This is a genomic window from Methylobacterium sp. 88A, assembly GCF_000376345.1.
In the GTDB taxonomy this organism is placed as follows: Bacteria; Pseudomonadota; Alphaproteobacteria; order Rhizobiales; family Beijerinckiaceae; genus Methylobacterium; species Methylobacterium bullatum.
In genome coordinates this window covers 617,018-634,818 of sequence record NZ_AQVT01000001.1, presented here as the reverse complement: position 1 = coordinate 634,818, position 17,801 = coordinate 617,018, and the positions used below count along the sequence as shown (strand labels likewise).

The window sequence follows — 17,801 nt, the reverse complement described above, 5'->3', positions numbered from 1 at the left end:
ATGGACCTTACTGGAAGCCGACGACGGGGTGCGGCGTGTAGAGCGCTTCGAGGGCGGAGATTTCGTCGGCATCGAGCGCGAGGTCGAGGGCCGCCACGGCATCGGTCAGGTGGGTGGGTTTCGACGCCCCGATGATCGGCGCGGTGACGATCGGCTTCTGGATCACCCAGGCCAAAGCCACCTGCGCCCGCGACACGCCGCGCGCTTGCGCGATCTCCGCCACCTTGCCGACGATGGCCCGGTCCGCCTCCTCGGCGGAGGCATAGAGCCGCTTGCCGACCTCGTCGGAAGCCTGGCGGGCGCTCCGCTCGTCCCAGTCGCGGGTCAGGCGCCCGCGCGCCAGCGGGCTCCAGGGCAGCACACCGATGCCCTGGTCGGCGCAGAGCGGCAGCATCTCGCGCTCCTCCTCGCGGTGGAGGAGGTTGTAATGGTCCTGCATCGTCGCAAACCGGGTCCAGCCATGGAGGTCGGCGGTGAACAGGGCCTTGGCGAATTGCCAGGCGTACATGGAGGACGCGCCGATATAGCGGGCCTTGCCGGCCTTCACCACATCGTGGAGGGCCTCCATCGTCACCTCGATGGGCGTGCCGTAATCCCAGCGATGGATCTGGAAGAGATCGACATGGTCGGTGCCGAGGCGCTTCAGGCTGGCATCGATGGAGGCGAAGATCGCCTTGCGGGAGAGGCCGCCGGCATTGGGCTGGTCTTTGAGCGGATAATAGCACTTCGTCGCGAGCACGACGCTGTCGCGGTCGGCGAAGTCCTTGAGGGCGCGCCCGACGATCTCCTCGCTGGTCCCGTCGGAATAGTAGTTCGCGGTGTCGAAGAAGTTGATGCCGAGCTCGATCGCCTGCCGGATGAGCCGGCGGCTCTCCTCTTCGCGTAGGGTCCAGGGATGGGGGCCGCGCTCGGGAATGCCGTAGGTCATGCAGCCGAGGCAGAGCGGCGACACGTCGAGGCCGGTCCGGCCGAGTTTCTTCATCTTCATGGGAGCGATCCGCTTGTTGAATGGGGACGCCACGTCAGAGGTTGATGTGTCCGGCGAGTGCGGCTTAGCCAGGGGTGCCCTATCCTCCCCGGCCCTCGCGACGCATCATGAAGGCCAGCTTCTCGAACAGGCTGACATCCTGCTCGTTCTTCAGGAGCGCGCCGTGCAGCGGCGGGATCAGCTTGCGGTCATCGCGCTCGCGCAGGGTCTCGGGGGAGACATCCTCCGACACGAGGAGCTTGAGCCAATCCAGCAATTCCGAGGTGGAGGGCTTCTTCTTCAGGCCCGGCACCTCCCGCGTCTCGAGGAAGACCCGCAGGGCCTCCTCCACGAGGCGATGCTTGATGCCGGGGAAATGCACCTCGACGATGGCCTTCAGCGTCTCGGCATCGGGGAACTTGATGTAGTGGAAGAAGCAGCGGCGCAGGAACGCGTCCGGCAGTTCCTTCTCGTTGTTCGAGGTGATGATGACGATGGGTCGGCGCTCGGCGCGGATCGTTTCGCCGGTCTCGTAGACGTGGAACTCCATCCGGTCGAGTTCGGTCAGCAGGTCGTTGGGGAACTCGATATCGGCCTTGTCGATCTCGTCGATCAGGAGAACCGGCCGCTCGGGATGGGTGAACGCCTCCCACAGCTTGCCACGCCGGATGTAGTTGCCGATCTCCGACACGCGCGGATCGCCGAGCTGGCTGTCGCGCAGGCGCGAGACCGCGTCGTATTCGTAGAGGCCCTGCTGCGCCTTGGTGGTGGATTTGACGTTCCAGGTGAGGAGCGGCGCGCCGAGCCCCTTGGCGATCTCCTCCGCCAGCACGGTCTTGCCGGTGCCGGGCTCGCCCTTCACCAGAAGCGGCCGCTCCAGCACGATGGCCGCGTTGACGGCGGTGGTGAGATCCGAGGTGGCGACGTAATCGGCGGTACCGGTAAAGCGCATGAGGCGTCGGCTTTCTGTTGCGGCTTCATCCATTGGGAAGCTTCAGCGTCTGCGGCGCAGCCGATGCGCGCTTCCCCTAAGCAGGATGGCGACGGGTGCCCTCCCACTACCGAAATTCGGCTGAAGCGTTGAGCCCTCAGAGCGACTTCCCGTCGCTCCATACGCAGTTCGAGGCCAGGATCGCGAGGTTCACGTCGGATTTCTGCGGCTGCGGCAGAACCTTGCCGTCCATGGCGAGGTCGATCTTCATCTCGACCTGGCCCTTGGCCTCGTTGGTCCGTCGCGAGAAGTAGCAATATTGCTGGAAGGGCACTTCCTCGTTGGCGCGGAAGTTCCAGCCGGTGACGATCTGGCCGTCCATGTAGGGCACCTGCTTGAACACCGTGAAGGTGGTGTTCACCGTGGCCTTGGAGGCGGGAGCGGCGTCCTTGCCGAGCTGGGCCTGGGTCGGCGACGGGGAGGAGCGGACGGGGCTACTCTCCAGTTTCAGGACGTTGTCGGTGAGGGTCACCTCGCCCTTGGTCTTCAGCGTCACGTCGGACAACGCGGCCTGCATGGCGGCGGCGATCTTCTCGGCGGCCGAGTCGAACTGGTTCATGTAGGCGTAACCGTAGGACGCCGCGCCGATGCCGATGCCGGCGAGCGCCGCGAAAGCACCCGCCCCGATGGCCCGGAACAGGAAGGCGCGCGCGGCGGTGATCCGCGTCTCGGCTCGGAGCCGGCCATTGACGCTTTGCGCCAGGACGACGTTTTCCGGCGTCCCCGAAGCGTGGATGCTCATGCGCCGGCTCCCGCGCTGGCAACGGGCGGAATGTTGGTGTTGGGCGCGTTGCGGCGATCCAGCGGGATCACTTCACCCGTGGGCGTCACGTCGCGCACGGGCTTGGGCGGCGTAAGGCCCATCTCCTGGCGAATGGAATCGGTGATCGAGTCGAGCATGTAGGGCGTCGCCTCGAGATTTACGGCGGCGCCGAGATCGTCTTCGTCCATGAAGGTCTTGCGCACCGAGACAGCGCAGAGCGCCAGGATCGTCGAGGCGAAGGCGGCGCAGAGGGCCGGAACGAACACGAAGATGCGCAGGAAGGCGTGGACCTGCGCGTCGGTCACGTCGATCGGGTCGACGCCGTAGACCATGGCGGTGAAGGAGTGGAGCTGCGAGCGGTTCACCGAATTGCGGTAGGCCTGCTCGGCATCGGCGACCTTGCGCTCGGCCATGCCGCGGTCGAGTTCGGCGCGCGCCTTGCGGGCTTCCTCGAGAGACTTCGTCACCACGGCCCTGTCGGTGCTCGCCTTGCCGACACTGGCATTCAGGGTGGCGGTGCGCGGATCGGTGACGCATTTCAGGTTGGAATAGCGCTGGCCCTTGCTGTTGGTGCCCGAGACGCGCTCACAGCGCTGGGCGGGCAAGGCCGAAAGCTGGCTCGCGTTCTCGGCGGCGCGCTTCTCGATCTGGTCGAGTTCCGTGGTGTACTGGGCGACGCGGGCATCGGCGGCGGCGATGCGGTTGTCGATGGTCGAGCGGTCGGCCTGCGCGTCCTTGAGGGCGGTCTTGGCCTTGGCCGCATCCATCAGGCGGGGGTGGAACATCATCTCGCCGAGCTGCGACACCGACTTGGTGGTGACGCCTGCGGCGAAGATGATGCCGACGATGGCCAGCGCCCGGATGAAGTAGGAGCGCTGCGTGCGGGCCAGGATGCCCAGCGGCACGCGGCAGAGTTCCACCGCCGCGTAGACCAGCGGCGCGAGGAGCATGAAGTAGAAGGCCTTGTCGTCCCCGTCGCTGTAGACCCCGGCGAACAGCCAGGCGCCCCAAAGGGACGCGCCGATGACCATGAACTCGACGAGATACGCGATCCCGACATAGCCCCACTTGATCCGGTAGCCCTTCTCGAGATGGCGCTCGTGCGTCCAGCGCTCGGACTCACGGATCCAGTCACGTCGTTCGCGCTGAACATCCCGGTTGGGCGGCGACTTTCGCATGAGGCACTCGTGTCTTCAAAAAACGCGACGAACGACGCAACAAACCGTGAGGTAGGCTGGGACTTAACCGATCGTTAAGTTCCGCCCTATGCGGCCATTGTGCCGTTTTTGCGCCATTCCGTATCGCAGCGCAAAACCCCGTCCGCGCCAGCGCGTCCCGCATGCATGGCTGAGTGCGGCGAGGGATCAAATCCGCATGGGCCGGCAAAAAGCCGGTTGCCCAGGCGGCACATGGGCTTGCATGCTCTCATCGCTGCCGGCGACCCGATGGATTCCCGCGGCCGGAGTTCCCTGTGCAGAACTTCGGCTGCCCCGTCTCGGCCAGCGTCGCGCGCACCACCCTCGGGAGTTTGCCCAGCTCGATGACGGACGTTCACGCCGGATCCTACAAGGAAGCGATCATCTTTCTCGTCACCGCAGGCGTGGTGGTGCCGCTGTTCCACCGGCTGCGCATCAGTCCGGTTCTGGGCTTCATCGGAGCGGGCGCGATCCTCGGGCCGTTCGGCCTGGGTCGATTGGCCGACACGGTGCCATGGGTCTCGATCTTCACCATCGGCAACCGGTCCGAGATCGCGCATCTGGCCGAATTCGGCGTGATCTTCCTGATGTTCATGATCGGCGTCGAGTTGTCATGGGAGCGACTCCGCACCCTGCGCCGCCTCGTCTTCGGGCTCGGTTCGGCCCAGGTGCTCGCCTCCTCCCTCGTCATCGGCATCATCCTCTTCGCCCTCGAAGTGCCGTTGGCCGCCTCCGTCATCGTCGGCCTGGCGCTCGCCCTGTCCTCCACCGCCGTGGTCCTGCCGGTCCTGGCCGAACAGAAGCGCCTGAACACGCCCGCGGGCCGCGCCAGCTTCGCCGTTTTGCTGTTCCAGGATCTCGCCGTGGCGCCGATGCTGTTCGCCATCGCCGTGCTCGGCCGCAGCGACGGGGCGGATGTCGGCGGCGCGCTCGCCCTCGCGCTCGGACAGGCGGCCATCGCCCTCGTCCTCATCGTGGTGGCGGGCCGCCTCGCGCTGCGCCCCCTGTTCCAGCTCGTGGCCCGGACACGCTCGCCGGAACTGTTCATGGCCGCCTGCCTCCTCGTCATCGTGGCGACCGCCCTGACGGCGGCGGCGAGCGGCCTCTCGATGACGCTCGGCGCCTTCGTCGCCGGCCTGCTCCTGGCGGAGACGGAGTATCGCCGGGCGATCGAGGCGACGATCGATCCGTTCAAGGGCCTGCTGCTCGGGGTGTTCTTCGTGTCGGTGGGCATGAACCTCGACCCGGCCCAGCTGATGGCGGCGCCGAAGACCATCCTCGGCCTGTCCATCGGGCTGATCCTGATCAAGGGCGCGGTGATCCTCGTGGCGGCCCGGTTCCTGCGCATCCCGCGCGGTGTCGCCCTGGAAGCCGCACTCCTCCTCGGCCCCGGCGGCGAATTCGCCTTCGTCCTCATCGGCGGCGCCATCGCGGGCGGGCTCGTGCCGGATGGCCTCGGCCAGGCGGCGCTGATCGTCACCACGGTGACGATGATCGCGATTCCGGGGCTGGCGAGCCTGGCCCGGCGCCTCGGCAAGCGGATGTCCCGCTCCAATCTCGGCCGCGCCCGCGCCGAGCCGGTGCCGGACAAGCAGCAGAACCGCGTCATCATCGCCGGCTACGGCCGTGTCGGACGGCAGGTCGGCGAGATGCTGGCCCGCCACAAGATCCCGTATCTCGCCCTCGATGCGGACGCGGCCCGCGTCTCGGAGCACCGCCGCCTCGGCAACCCGGTCTATTTCGGCGATTCCTCCAACCCGGAACTGCTGCGGCGCTGCGACATCGCCAATGCCCGCGCCCTGGTCGTCACCCTGGACAATCCCCGGGCCGTGGAGGCGGTGGTGGAGGCGGCGCGCGCGGAGCGGCGCGACATCACCATCGTCGCCCGCGCCCGCGACGCCCGCCACGCCACGGCGCTCTACGAGATGGGCGTCGACGACGCCGTGCCCGAGACCATCGAAGCGTCCTTGCAGCTCTCGGAAGCCGTGCTGGTCGATGTGGGCGTCCCCATGGGCCTCGTCATCGCCTCGATCCACGAGCGGCGCGACGAGTACCGCGCCATGCTCAAGCGCAAGGAGACCGAGGTGAGGCCGGCCTTCCGTGCACGCCGCACCGTGGGCAAGAACGTCGACGCGGGGAAGGTGACGGAGACCCGCGAAGCACCTGCCAAAGACGAGCAGCCCGCGAAGAGTGCCTGATCGATCCGGCGTTGTGTCTTCTTCCGGACAGAGTGATGCAGCAACAATGTCGGGGAAGTGGATAACTCGGGAGAGAGCCTGAATTCAGGCGCATCGACCAACGAATGCTATTGCGAGTACCGGAGCGCGGTATAATTTCGAGTTGTCGATCGTCTTCAAGACGCCGGTATGAAGCCGCGATGATCTTGAAAACGTAGATTTGGCCGGACGATGCTGACCGACCGATCACGGATCGAGACGGATCACGATGAGCGGAAGAAGTTAGAACAGGCGGCCCTGGCCGCGTTCGGGCATGGTGGGGGTCGGCTTGTCCCCCGGCGATGCGGGCGCGGGATCGACGGGCTTGGTACGGGCGGGCGCACGGGCCTTCGGCTCCGATCCCGGCGCGAAGCTGCAGCGATAGATGATCTCGTCGGGCGGCCCCACGCCGGTATTGAGCGGGACGGCCAGGGTGTCGCCGGAATAGCGCCAGTTCCGCGTGCCCTTGTCCCAATAGAGCCAGACCGTCGTCGGATGGCCCTTGATGGCGAAGACCGCCGCCTTCTTCGAGATCGCCTGGACGGTGCGCGGCTCGTACATGCCCTTCTGGCGATAGGCTTCCTGAAACGAGGCCGGCTGGCGCTCGATGAAGGTGTTCCGCACGATCTGAATCGTCGCGCCCGGCTTCGCCAGAAACCGCTTGAAATCACTCAAGGAGCGCAAGACGAGCGCCATGACGTCCACCCTTACTCTGCCAAATACCCCGGCCCTGACTTGGCGTTCACTCTGTCTCCCAGCTGTTTGATTTCAATGACAATGTTGAAGGTGCGAAGAACACAGTAGGCGGTGATATCAACAGAAAACCGGACTTATACCCAGCTTCGTCGGCGCCGGAGAGGGAAAGTGGCGCCCATGTCTCACTGAATTCAGGATTATTTCCGTTATCCGGCTCACGAGTCCGGCGTCGTCGACCGACCGTTCCGGTGGGCATGACCGGTGCGCGGACACCCTTGACCCGGACGCCCGGTTCGCGCGTTCTCTGCCCCATGCTGCTTCACTTCTTCACGGCCCTGCGCGACGCCAAGATCCCCGTCACGCTCCGGGAACATCTCACGCTGCTCGAGGCCCTGGACCGCGATCTGGCGGACAAGCGCGTCGAGGAGTTCTATCTCCTCGCCCGCACCGCCCTGGTGAAGGACGAGCGCCATCTCGACCGGTTCGACCGGGTGTTCGGCACCGTGTTCCAGGGAATCGAGACCCTCGGCGAGGCGGCGGAGCCGACGGCGATCCCCGAGGAATGGCTGCGCAAGCTCGCCGAGAAGTACCTCACCGACGCCGAGAAGGACGAGTTGAAGGCGCTGGGGTGGGACAAGCTGTTCGAGACGCTGAAACAACGGCTCGCCGAGCAGAAGGAACGCCACCAGGGCGGCAACAAGTGGATCGGCACCGGCGGCACCTCACCGTTCGGCGCCTATGGCTACAACCCCGAAGGCATCCGCATCGGCCAGGACGGCAACCGGAACTTCCGCGCGGTGAAGGTCTGGGACAAGCGAGAGTTCAGGGATCTCGACGACGGCGTCGAACTCGGCACCCGCAACATGCGGGTCGCCCTCCGGCGCCTGCGCCGTTTCGCCCGCACGGGCGCCGCCGACGAACTCGATCTCGACGGCACGATCCGCGAGACCGCCAGCAAGGGCTATCTCGACGTGAAGCTGCGCCCGGAGCGTCGCAACGCCGTGAAGGTCCTGCTCTTCCTCGATGTCGGCGGGTCGATGGACTGGCACGTGGCGCTCGCCGAGGAGCTGTTTTCGGCAGCGCGCGCCGAGTTTAAGTATGTGGAGCATTTCTACTTCCACAATTGCCCCTATGAACGCGTCTGGAAGGAGAACCGCCGGCGCCACGACGAGGCGATCCCGCTCCTCGACGTGCTGCGCACCTACCCGCCCGATTACCGTGCCGTCTTCGTCGGAGACGCCTCCATGAGCCCCTACGAGATCGCCATGCAGGGCGGCTCGGTGGAGCATTGGAACGAGGAGCCGGGACAGGTCTGGCTGGAACGGGTGCTCGAACGGTTTCCGAAATCGGTCTGGCTCAACCCGGTCCCCGCCGAGCACTGGGCCTACACCCAGTCGATCGGCATGATCCGCAGAATCGTCTCGGACAGGATGTTTCCGCTCAACATCGAGGGGATCGACGGGGCCATGCGGGCGCTGGTGAGATGACCGGCGACAGGCTGCCCCATGGCGGGTTCAGCCCCCTCGTTCCGGAACTCGACGTCCACGACCTTCCAGCCAGCCTCGCCTTCTGGTGCGGGACGCTCGGATTTACGGTCGCCTATTCTCGACCGGAGAACGGCTTTGCCTATCTCGAGAGGGGCGGAGCGCAGGTGATGCTCAACGTCGCCAACGGGAACTGGCGGACGGGCGCTCTCGAAAAGCCGCTCGGCCGCGGGATCAACCTTCAGATAGCGGTCGATGCCGTCGATCCGATCCTGGCGGCCCTCGATTCCACGTCCTGGCCCCTGTTCCGGCCCGCGCACGAGGCCTGGTACCGGGTCGGCGTGGTGGAGGTCGGCGTCAGGCAATTCCTGGTTCAGGACCCCGACGGGTACCTGCTGCGCTTCGCCGAGAGTCTCGGCCGGCGCCCGCTCAGCCCTGGCGAGCCGGCGTGATGACCGTCAGGCCGTCGAGTTCCGGCTTGATCCGGATCTGGCAGCACAGGCGGGACGTCGCACGCACGTCGGAAGCGAAATCGAGCATGTCCTGCTCCATCGGTTCGGCCGGTCCCACGGCATCGACCCACTCGGCATCCACATAGACGTGGCAGGTGGCGCAGGCGCAGGCGCCGCCGCATTCGGCGTCGATCCCCGGTACGTTGTTACGGATCGCCGCTTCCATGACGGTCGATCCTACGTCGGCTTCCACGGTCCTGGCCGTTCCAGCATGGTCGACGTAGGTGATCTTAGGCATCGAAGACTCCAGGCTCGTACAACGCGTCTGCGGCCGGTTGTGCGGCGCGACTGCCTTGAAGGCGCGGCCCGGTGAATGCAAGCGGCACCGGCCTCATCGCCTCACATTCCTGCGCTTACGCCGCAGACGCCGACCCGTTCCGTCCACGCGGCCGAGATCAGGCGGGTGCGTCGATTTCCGACAGGGTCGCCTCCACCGCATCGGCCAGCGCGCCATAGGCCGGTGCCGGAACGCCGCCCCCCCGCCTCAGTCCATCCTCGATGGCGGCGCTGAGTTCGGCCACCCGCGCGGCGCCGACGCCGAGGGCGGAGCCCTTCAGTGTGTGGGCGAGGTCGGCGCGGTGGTGGTCGTCGAGGCGCGGATCGGTGATCCCGGGCAGCAGCCGGCGGCATTGGCCGGAAAAGAGCACGAGCAGTTCCAGGGCGAGGTCGACGTCGCCGAAAGTCTGCTCGGCGAGGTAGGCACGATCGATCAGACTGGTCACCCGCCGCCTCGTCTTAACCCAACGGGGCGTTCGAGCGCCCCTCCACCGGTCTATCCACAGGAGCGTCCGAGATCGTTCGCTTCCGTTTAAGCCTTGCGGCATCATGCATAAAGCCGACGGAATGAAACCGGCCACACGCTTGGTAACCATTCCGTTAAGGTTTTTTGGACGGTTCGATCCACTCGGGTATCCGGGTCTCGCGCCGAGGTCTAAAGTTCCTTGGTAAATTGGTAAAAATGTCGTCGATCACCGGATGCGGCCGGTCTCGACGACCTGCGTAACGAGGCGTTGGATGGCCACGGAAAAGAAGCTCAAGGACCCGGCCGAGGCGGCTCTTTCCGCCATCGAGCAGGCCCTCAACCTGGACTTCCCCTCGACGCAGGCGACGGAACCGCGCGTCGAACCGCGGCTTCCCGATGTGGGCGACAACGATCCCCTGAGCGACCCCAGCGGCCGCCTCGCCCCCCCGCGCCTCGACCTCGACCAGCCCCTGGCCTCCGACCTGCCGCCGCCGGACCGCAACCGGCCGCGCCGGGAGGGTGGCCTGCTGCCGCCGGACCGCTCGATGGTCGCCAACGACGACCGACAGAACATCGGCATCCTGCAGCAGACCCTGCGCGTGCGGCCGTCGGGCACGCCCTACATCGTCGCCGCCATCGTCTCCGCTCTCTGGTTCGCCGCCCTCCTCGCGCTGGCCTGGAACCAGTCGGGGGGCGAGCTGAAGGGCTTCATCGCCGGGATGACGGCGCTTCAGGCCGCCGTCGGCGCCACCGCCATCGTCGGCCCCATCGTCCTGTTCGCGATCATGGCGATGCTCGCCGTCCGCGCCCAGGAGATGCGTCTCGTGGCACGCGCCGTCGGCGAAGTGGCGATCCGCCTCGCCGAGCCCGAGAACTTCTCCACCGATGCCGTCCTCACCATGTCGCAGACGGTCCGGCGCGAGGTCGCGGCCGTGGGCGACGGCGTCGAACGGGCGCTGGCCCGTGCCGGCGAACTGGAGACCCTGGTGCGCGGCGAGATCGCCACCCTGGAACGCGCCTATTCCGACAACGAGATCCGCATCCGCTCCCTCGTCGACGAACTCGTCGCCCAGCGTGAATCCATCGTCGCCAATGCCGAGCGCGTTCGCGGCGCGATCACCGGATCGCACCAGAACCTGACGCAGGAGCTGGACGGAGCGGCCGAGCGCATCGTCGCCGCCGTCACCGGCGCCGGCGAGCGGGTGACCGGCGCCCTCGACGCCCGCGGTGAGGCCATCACCTCGGCCCTCGGCAACCGCGGCGACGCCATCACGGCAGCCCTCGGCGAGGCCGGGGACCGCGTGGTCGGGCTCGTCACCGACCGTGGCGACGACCTCGTCCAGCGCCTCGCCAGCACCAGCGAAGGCGTGCGCAGCAGCCTCACCGAAGTCGGCAACACCCTGACGCAGTCCCTGGAGAGCCGGGCGGCGGACGTCACCCTCGCCTTCGAGCGCACCGGCGGCATGCTCACCGCGACGCTCGCCGACAATGCCGGCCAGGTCGCCCGCACGCTGGCGCAGACCGGCATGGAGGTGATCGAGAGCCTGAACCGCCAGGGCAGCGAAGTCCGCCAGACCTTCGAGGCCTCCGCGCGCGGGCTCGAGAACACGTTCCTCGCCCGTGGCACCGAACTCACCACGAACTTCTCCCATACCGGCGGCGAGATCACCGCCCGGTTCGCCGAGACCGGCACGGCGCTGCGCGAGCATTTCGCCGCCACGGGGGCCACGCTCACCGATGACATCGCCGCGCGCGGCGCCGCCCTGCGCGCCGAGATCGAGGCCGCCGGCAGCGGCGTGTCCGAGGCGATCGAGATCCGCACCCGCGAGGCCCAGGCGGGCCTGGCCCAGGCATCCGAAGGGATCGTCGAGACCTTCGCCGCACGGACCGGCGCCCTGCGCGACGACCTCGTCCGCTCCATCGAGACCGCCGGCAACGGCATCGACGATCGCGCCGGTCATCTGGCCGAGCGCATCGATACGGTGGCGACCCGCCTGCACGAGACCCTCACCGTCCAGGGCGGTTCGCTCGAGACCAACCTCGCCTCCGCCGGGGAGCGGATGGGAGACCTCGTCACCCAGCGCGCCGAGGAAGCCGCGCGGGCCATGGATGCGGCGCTGGCCTCCCTCGGCACCCATTTCGAGACCCGGGCCATGGGCACGGTGGAGAACCTCCGGGGCACCGTGGCGGGCCTCAACGGCGAGATCGATGCCCGGTCGGCCGAGGCCGCGACCGCTCTGCGCAACAGCGCCGAGGATACGGCCTCCGTCGTCAACACCAGCATCCGCCGCCTCAACAAGGCCGGCGAGCAGGTCGGCGGCCTCGTGACCCAGCGCGTCGAGGATGCCACCCTCACCCTGACGGGCGCCTTCGGGGTTCTCGGCAGCACCTTCGATTCCCAGTCGGGCAGCGCGATCGAGAGCCTGCGTGCCGTCCTCGACACCCTGGCTGCCGAGATCGGCTCGCGCACGAGCGAGGCCGCCGACATCTTCCGCCGCAGTGCGGAAGAGACCACCGTGGCCCTCGGCGCCAGCACGGCGGAGGCCGCCCAGGCCCTGCGGCGCTCCTCGGCGAGCGCCACCGGCGAACTCGAGGCACGGACCGTGGAGGCGGTGCAGATCTTCGAGCGGCGCCTGTCCGCCACGTCCGCCGAGCTCGCCGCCCGCACGCAGGAAGCCGCCCAGCTCCTGCAGCAGGCCGCCAGCGGTCTCAGCGGTGAAGTGGGAGGACGCGCGCAGGACGCGATGGAGGCCCTGCGCCGCACCCTCACCGAGATCGACGAGACCCTGCTCCACCGCGCCAACGAGGCGACGGGCTCCATCGCCCGCGCGGCCGAGAATGTCGGCGGCGAACTCGCCGCCCGGATCAAGGATGTCGAGGCCTCCTTCGGCACGCATAGCCGTGGCCTCACCGACCTCATCGCCACCCATGCCGAAGAGGCGCATGGCCAGCTCGCCAATACCGGCCGCGAGATCGTGCTGGCGGTGACCGCCCAGAGCGCCCGCGTGAGCGACGCCCTCGCGCAGAGCGGCGCCACCTTCGCCGACACCACGGAAAGCCGGGCGAAGGCCATCGACACCGTGCTCAACGACCGCCTCGCGGCCCTGCAGGAGACCATCGCCCGCGGCGACATCCTCGCCGACCGCATCGCCCGCGATACCTCCGCCCTCAGCGAGACCGTCACCGGCCAGCTGCAGGAGATGGACCGCGTCATCACGGTGCAGGGCAAGGCGGTGGCCGACATCATCGCCGAGCGCACCCGCGAAGCCCGCGAGACCGTGGAGAGCCAGCTCGGCGCCCTCGAGGAGCGCTCGGTGAAGCGCTCCGCCGAGATCGGCGAGACCTTCACCCACTTGGTGAGCCAGATCGACGGTCAGCTCGGCTCCCGCGCCACCGCCCTCAACGAGGCCCTGATCCTGCGCACCGGCGAGATGGCGCGCATCATGGTCGAAGGCAGCCGCGACCTCGTCCAGACCCTCGATGCCCGCGCCGACGGCATGGCGCAGGACATCGCCGCCCGCAGCCTGGCCCTGGGCGATACCCTCGGCAGCCGCTCCACCGAAATCGCCGCGCGCTTCGAGCAGCAGGCGACCGACCTGTCCCGCCGCATCGAAGAGGGCGTCGGCCGCTTCGACACCAGCGTCGTCGGGCGTCTCGACGCCATCGCCGCCGCGCTGGAGGAGCGCAGCCGTCTGATCGACGAGACCTTCGGCTCCCAGGCCTTCGAGGCGATCCGCCTCATCGAGAGCCGCACCCGCGCCGTGGACGAGGATCTCGCCAACCGGACCCGCGAACTCGTCGAGATGATCGAGAGCCGGACGGGCCATGCCAACGAGGCCCTGGCCGGACAGGCGGAGGCGATCCGCTCGTCCTTCTCGCACCGCGCGGAAGCCCTGGCTGCCCTCATCGACGAGCGCACGGCCGCCATGGGCCAGGAGCTCGACGAGAAGGGACGCGTGGTCTTCGGCGCCCTAGGCACCCGCATCACCGAGCTGGCGCACCTGTTCGATCGCGGCGGCTCCTCCCTGGCGGAGCTTCTGGAACAGCGCGGCGACACCATCATCGCCCGCCTGCGCGACGTCGTCGCCGATGCGGACCGTCTGCTCAGCGAAGGCGAAGGCCGCCTCGGTTCCACCCTGCAGACGCGGACCACCGATATCGGCAGCCTGCTCGACGAGGGCGTGCGCACCGTGCACCAGCTCCTGGACAACCGGACCAACGAGATCCGGACCATGCTGGACGATCATTCCCAGGTTCTCGCCAGCAGCTTCGAAGACCGGCTGGCTCCGTTGCACGATTCGCTCGGCCAGCATGGCCGGACCTTCGTCGACACGATCGAGGCCAGCCTCGGCGGTGCCGCCGGCGCGGTGGAAGCCCGCACCCGCGACCTCGTTGCGCTGTTCGACCAGCGCATCGGCGCCCTGGACGAACTCGTGGACGGTCGCGGCGCGAGGATCGCGGAATCGGTGGAAGCCCGCACCCACGGGCTGCGGACCTTGTTCGACGACATCCTCACCGCCCTCGACGGTCTCGTGGACAGCCGCGCCGAAGCCCTCACCGACAGGGTCGATGCGCGCACCCACGCCTTGAGCGCCCTGTTCGACGAACGCCTGCGCGCGATCGACGATCTGGTTGAGAACCGCGCGGCCGAACTCGTCCGCACCATCGACACCAAGGGCACGGCCCTCACGCAGACCGTCGACGACCGGACCCACGCGATGGGTGCCCTGTTCGACGACCGCATGCAGGCCCTCGACGCCCTCGTGGCGGAGCGTTCGGCCGATTTCGCCCGCACGCTGGATACCAAGGGCTCCGTCCTGACCCACTCGGTCGATGCGGGCACGGCCATGCTGAGCACGCTGTTCGACGAGCGCCTGCGCGCCCTCGATCAGCTGGTCGAGAGCCGCACCGCGGACCTCGTCCACACGGTGGACGAGCGCGGCGGCAACCTTACCCGGAATCTCGACGACCGCACCGGTTCGCTCCGCGCGCTCTTCGACGAGCGCCTGCATGAGCTCAACGCCCTCGTGGAGACCCGGACTGCGGAGTTCGCCCGGACCATGGAGATGCAGGGCAGCGCCCTGTACCGGTCCGTCGACGAGCGCACGGAATCCATGGGTGCGCTGTTCGACGAGCGCCTGCGCGCCCTCGACCACCTCGTGGACAACCGCGCGGCCGAGTTCGCCCGCACCATCGACGGCCACGGCACGTCGCTGACCCGCGCCGTCGAGGCCGGCGCCCAGTCCATCGGGACCGTCTTCGACGAACGTCTGCGCGCCCTCGACCTTCTCGTGGACAACCGCTCGGCCGACCTCACCCACACCATCGACAACCGCGGCGCATCGCTGGGCCAGGCCGTGGAGGCCGGAGCCCAGTCGATCGGCAGCATGTTCGACGAGCGCCTGCGCGCCCTCGCCGACCTCGTGGACAACCGGACGACCCAGGTCACGCACGCCATCGACGGCCGCGGCACGTCGCTGGGCCAGGCCGTCGAGGCCGGCGCCGAGGCGATCGGCAGGGTATTCGACGAGCGCCTGCGCGCCCTCGCCGACCTCGTGGACGGCCGGACGACGGAGTTCACCCGCACCGTCGACGACCAGGGCGTCTCGCTGGCCCAGTCCGTCGATACCCGCATGCAGGCCATCGCGTCCCTGTTCGACGAGTGCCTGCGCGCCCTCGAGCGGCTGGTGGACGGTCGTACCACGGCGTTCGCCCGGACCATCGACAATCAGGGTGCCGCCCTGACCCAGGCGGTGGATGCCCGAAGCGAAGCCTTCACGAACCGGATCGACAGCCGGATGAAGGTCTTCGCCGCCCTCGTCGCGTCGCGCGGCGATGCCCTCGCCAGCGCCTTCGACGACCGCCAGGACGCCTATGCGGCCCTGGTGGACGAGCACAGCGCCACGATGCTCGCCGCCTTCGACGAACGCGTGGACCGTCACGCCGCCCTCGCCCAGGCCCATGCCGACGCGCTCGCCACGGCACTGGACCAGCGCAACGAGGCCGTCGCCGCCCTCATCGACGGTCGCAACCAGGACATGATCGCCGGCTTCGACCGCCGCTCGACGGCTCTGGCCTCGCTGATCGAGGCTCGCGGGCAATCGCTGGCCCGCCGCCTCGCCGAGAGCGCGGAGACCATCACCCGCGCCATCGAGGAGCGGGGAGGATCGATCGTGGAGACCATCGACGGTCGCGGAAACCATATGGTCGAGGCGATGGCGACCCATTCCGAACGCCTCCGCGAGATCGTCGAAGGCCCGGCCTCCCGGCTCGTCGCCTCCCTGGGCGAGCGCAGCCAGGAGATCGCGCGCATCCTAGACGAGAGCGGAACGCCCCTCGCCGAAACCCTGCGCGAGCGGGTCCGCGACCTCGCCGAACAGTCCGACGCGTCGAGGAACGCGCTGCTCGCGGCCATCGACGGCGGCGCCTCCCGCGCCCTGGCGAGCCTCAACGAGGCCAACGACCGGCTCCGCAGTGAGCTGGGCGGCGTCCTGAACCGGGTCGAGGGGGCGAACTCGGCCCTGCGCGAGCTCATCACCGATGCCGGCGAGAATCTCGGCGCCATCGAGCAGGGCCTCTCGGGCCGGGTCGAGCAGGTGCAGGCGACGCTCTCCGCGATTGGAAGCGAGACCGAGCGCGCCAGCCGGAGCGTGGCCGAACAGGTCGATCAGCTGAAGGCGGTCGCCGAGGGCGCCCTGCGCGATGCGGCCGACCTCGCTGCCTCGCTCGATGCCCGCGGGACCTCGCTCACCGAGATCTCCCGCGCCCATTCCGGCACCCTCACCAGCGCGGCGGGCTCGCTCGAGACCGTCGAGACGCGCCTGATCGATCTCCTCACCAGCCGCGACAAGGCGGTGGAGGACGTGCTGACGCGCATCGAGGCACGGTCCGGCGCCCTGGAGGAGCAGACCGCGCGCTTCGACGCGCTGATGGCCGAGACCCTTCGCTCCGCCGAGGAGCGGGCGCGCGGCATCGCCGGCAGCCTGTCCGAGGCGGCGCAGAGCGCGGGCGCCAGCGTGACCGGAGCCTTCGAAGGCCTTCGCAAGGATGCCGGGAGCGAGGGCGAGCGGACCGCCACCGCCGTCCGCGCGGCGATCTCCGGCGCGTCCGAGCAGATGATGACGGTGTTCGAGGGCGCGGCCAGTCGCTTCGGCGACTCGGTGGCGGGGATGCGCGAGATGGCGGCCGAGATCCGCCGCGAACTCGAGGCGACGCGGGCGGACCTGCAGCGCGGCGTTCTGGAAATCCCCCGCGAGACCCAGGATGCCACCAGCGAGATGCGTCGGGTCGTGACCGACCAGATCAAGGCGCTGAACGAACTGTCCTCCCTGGTCTCGCGTTCGCGCCGCAGCGTCGACGTGACCGAGGCGGCAGCCCCCGCCCCGCGCAAGGCGGAGGTCCAGCCGGCCAAGCAGCAGGACGTGCAGGTCTCGGAAGCCGCGCCTCCCAAGCCGAAGCAGAATGCGGCCAACCCGGTCGCAACATCGGCGAGCGCCAAGCCGTCCGAGCCCAAGGCCCGCGACGACAAGCCGTCCGACCCGCGCCCGACCCAGCAGATGACCATCGTCTCCGCGCCGGCGGCAGCCGGCCGGGCCGGCAACCAGGCCTCCCTGCGGCCCGGTGAGGCCGCGCGCGGCGCCGTCCCGGCGGCCCGCGACGGACGCGACAATCGCGGCTGGCTCTCGGATCTCCTGACCCGCGCCTCCCTCGACGACGACACGGACGGGTCCGATCCGGCGAACGCCTCTCCGGCGCCCGCCGGTCAGCCCAAAGCCGCCAAATCCGGAGCCGCGAAGGCGGAGCCGGCCAAGGGAGCGGCCGGTGCGGAGCCGAACAAGGCCGCCGTCGAGCGGAGCCGCACCGCCCTGGAGACGCTCTCCACCGACATCGCCAAAATGATCGAGCATCAGACGGCGGTGGAATTGTGGGAGCGCTACCGCCGCGGTGAGCCGAACCTGTTCGACCGCCGCCTCTACACGGCCCAGGGCCGGCAGACCTTCGAGGAGATCCGGAGGCGCTACGCGGCCGATGCCGAGTTCCGCCGGACGGTGGACCGCTATGTCGGCGAGTTCGAACGGCTCCTCGGCGAGGTCTCGAAGAACGACCGCGACTCGCGCCGCGCCGATGCCTACCTCACCTCCGAGACGGGCAAGGTCTACACGATGCTCGCCCATGCGAGCGGCCGCTTCGAAGGGGCCTGACATCCCTCGGCGACGGGGCGGCATCGCCGCTCC

General features: G+C 68.7%; 11 protein-coding genes. 4 read left to right on the top strand and 7 right to left on the bottom strand.

The genetic code is table 11. The annotated features are described in order from the left end of the window. Nucleotides 1–7 precede the first annotated feature (7 nt). The 4 genes from A3OM_RS0102870 to A3OM_RS0102855 all read right to left on the bottom strand — a co-directional run bounded on the left by A3OM_RS0102870 (nucleotide 8) and on the right by A3OM_RS0102855 (nucleotide 3,899). Complete coding sequence (locus tag A3OM_RS0102870; RefSeq protein ID WP_018042226.1) at nucleotides 8–988, bottom strand: aldo/keto reductase; 981 nt, start codon at nucleotides 986–988, stop codon at nucleotides 8–10. Between the two features lie 79 nt (nucleotides 989–1,067). Beyond that, a complete protein-coding gene (locus A3OM_RS0102865) occupies nucleotides 1,068–1,919 on the bottom strand; it encodes a MoxR family ATPase (RefSeq protein ID WP_018042225.1) in 852 nt (283 codons plus the stop codon). A 136-nt stretch (nucleotides 1,920–2,055) separates the two neighbouring features. Then, nucleotides 2,056–2,700: a hypothetical protein gene (locus A3OM_RS0102860; protein WP_018042224.1), complete on the bottom strand. Its 645-nt coding sequence runs from the start codon at nucleotides 2,698–2,700 to the stop codon at nucleotides 2,056–2,058. Beyond that, the gene (locus A3OM_RS0102855; RefSeq protein ID WP_018042223.1) at nucleotides 2,697–3,899 is read right to left on the bottom strand and encodes a hypothetical protein; all 1,203 of its coding nucleotides are present in this window, start codon (nucleotides 3,897–3,899) and stop codon (nucleotides 2,697–2,699) included. The genes A3OM_RS0102860 and A3OM_RS0102855 overlap by 4 nt, the downstream gene beginning before the upstream one ends. 362 nt (nucleotides 3,900–4,261) lie before the next feature. Between A3OM_RS0102855 and A3OM_RS0102850 the strand changes: the two genes are divergently transcribed. Next, nucleotides 4,262–6,115 (top strand): cation:proton antiporter, encoded by a 1,854-nt coding sequence (locus tag A3OM_RS0102850; RefSeq protein ID WP_051074361.1) that lies wholly within the window; start codon nucleotides 4,262–4,264, stop codon nucleotides 6,113–6,115. A 261-nt stretch (nucleotides 6,116–6,376) separates the two neighbouring features. On the opposite strand, the gene A3OM_RS0102845 is transcribed toward A3OM_RS0102850, so the two are convergent. After that, entirely contained in the window at nucleotides 6,377–6,829 is a 453-nt protein-coding gene (locus A3OM_RS0102845; RefSeq protein WP_018042221.1) for a hypothetical protein, read from the bottom strand. Nucleotides 6,830–7,140: 311 nt separating this feature from the next. Here A3OM_RS0102845 and A3OM_RS0102840 point away from each other — a divergent pair, with 311 nt between their 5' ends. Both A3OM_RS0102840 and A3OM_RS0102835 read left to right on the top strand, forming a co-directional pair. After that, complete coding sequence (locus tag A3OM_RS0102840; RefSeq protein WP_018042220.1) at nucleotides 7,141–8,316, top strand: VWA domain-containing protein; 1,176 nt, start codon at nucleotides 7,141–7,143, stop codon at nucleotides 8,314–8,316. Continuing rightward, nucleotides 8,313–8,765 carry a VOC family protein gene (locus tag A3OM_RS0102835; protein WP_018042219.1) on the top strand — a complete coding sequence of 151 codons (453 nt, stop codon included), beginning with the start codon at nucleotides 8,313–8,315 and terminating at the stop codon, nucleotides 8,763–8,765. The genes A3OM_RS0102840 and A3OM_RS0102835 overlap by 4 nt, the downstream gene beginning before the upstream one ends. On the opposite strand, the gene A3OM_RS0102830 is transcribed toward A3OM_RS0102835, so the two are convergent. Both A3OM_RS0102830 and A3OM_RS0102825 read right to left on the bottom strand, forming a co-directional pair. Next, on the bottom strand, nucleotides 8,743–9,063 hold the full coding sequence (locus A3OM_RS0102830; RefSeq protein ID WP_018042218.1) for a 2Fe-2S iron-sulfur cluster-binding protein: 321 nt from the start codon (nucleotides 9,061–9,063) through the stop codon (nucleotides 8,743–8,745). The two genes, A3OM_RS0102835 and A3OM_RS0102830, sit on opposite strands and share 23 nt — an antisense overlap. Nucleotides 9,064–9,220: 157 nt before the next feature. Next, nucleotides 9,221–9,547, bottom strand: a complete 327-nt coding sequence (locus A3OM_RS0102825; RefSeq protein WP_018042217.1) for an Hpt domain-containing protein — start codon at nucleotides 9,545–9,547, stop codon at nucleotides 9,221–9,223. 292 nt (nucleotides 9,548–9,839) lie between these two features. Here A3OM_RS0102825 and A3OM_RS0102820 point away from each other — a divergent pair, with 292 nt between their 5' ends. Continuing rightward, nucleotides 9,840–17,768, top strand: coding sequence for a hypothetical protein (locus A3OM_RS0102820; protein WP_018042216.1), 7,929 nt, complete (start codon nucleotides 9,840–9,842; stop codon nucleotides 17,766–17,768). Nucleotides 17,769–17,801 lie beyond the last annotated feature (33 nt).

What these genes read in the sequence shown, in the direction of transcription:
- A3OM_RS0102870 (WP_018042226.1), bottom strand. Translation starts at nt 988, where the DNA reads ATGAAGATGAAGAAACTCGGCCGGACCGGCCTCGACGTGTCGCCGCTC.
- A3OM_RS0102845 (WP_018042221.1), bottom strand. Translation starts at nt 6,829, where the DNA reads ATGGCGCTCGTCTTGCGCTCCTTGAGTGATTTCAAGCGGTTTCTGGCG.
- A3OM_RS0102860 (WP_018042224.1), bottom strand. Translation starts at nt 2,700, where the DNA reads ATGAGCATCCACGCTTCGGGGACGCCGGAAAACGTCGTCCTGGCGCAA.
- A3OM_RS0102840 (WP_018042220.1), top strand. Translation starts at nt 7,141, where the DNA reads ATGCTGCTTCACTTCTTCACGGCCCTGCGCGACGCCAAGATCCCCGTC.
- A3OM_RS0102820 (WP_018042216.1), top strand. Translation starts at nt 9,840, where the DNA reads ATGGCCACGGAAAAGAAGCTCAAGGACCCGGCCGAGGCGGCTCTTTCC.
- A3OM_RS0102830 (WP_018042218.1), bottom strand. Translation starts at nt 9,063, where the DNA reads ATGCCTAAGATCACCTACGTCGACCATGCTGGAACGGCCAGGACCGTG.
- A3OM_RS0102850 (WP_051074361.1), top strand. Translation starts at nt 4,262, where the DNA reads ATGACGGACGTTCACGCCGGATCCTACAAGGAAGCGATCATCTTTCTC.
- A3OM_RS0102865 (WP_018042225.1), bottom strand. Translation starts at nt 1,919, where the DNA reads ATGCGCTTTACCGGTACCGCCGATTACGTCGCCACCTCGGATCTCACC.
- A3OM_RS0102835 (WP_018042219.1), top strand. Translation starts at nt 8,313, where the DNA reads ATGACCGGCGACAGGCTGCCCCATGGCGGGTTCAGCCCCCTCGTTCCG.
- A3OM_RS0102855 (WP_018042223.1), bottom strand. Translation starts at nt 3,899, where the DNA reads ATGCGAAAGTCGCCGCCCAACCGGGATGTTCAGCGCGAACGACGTGAC.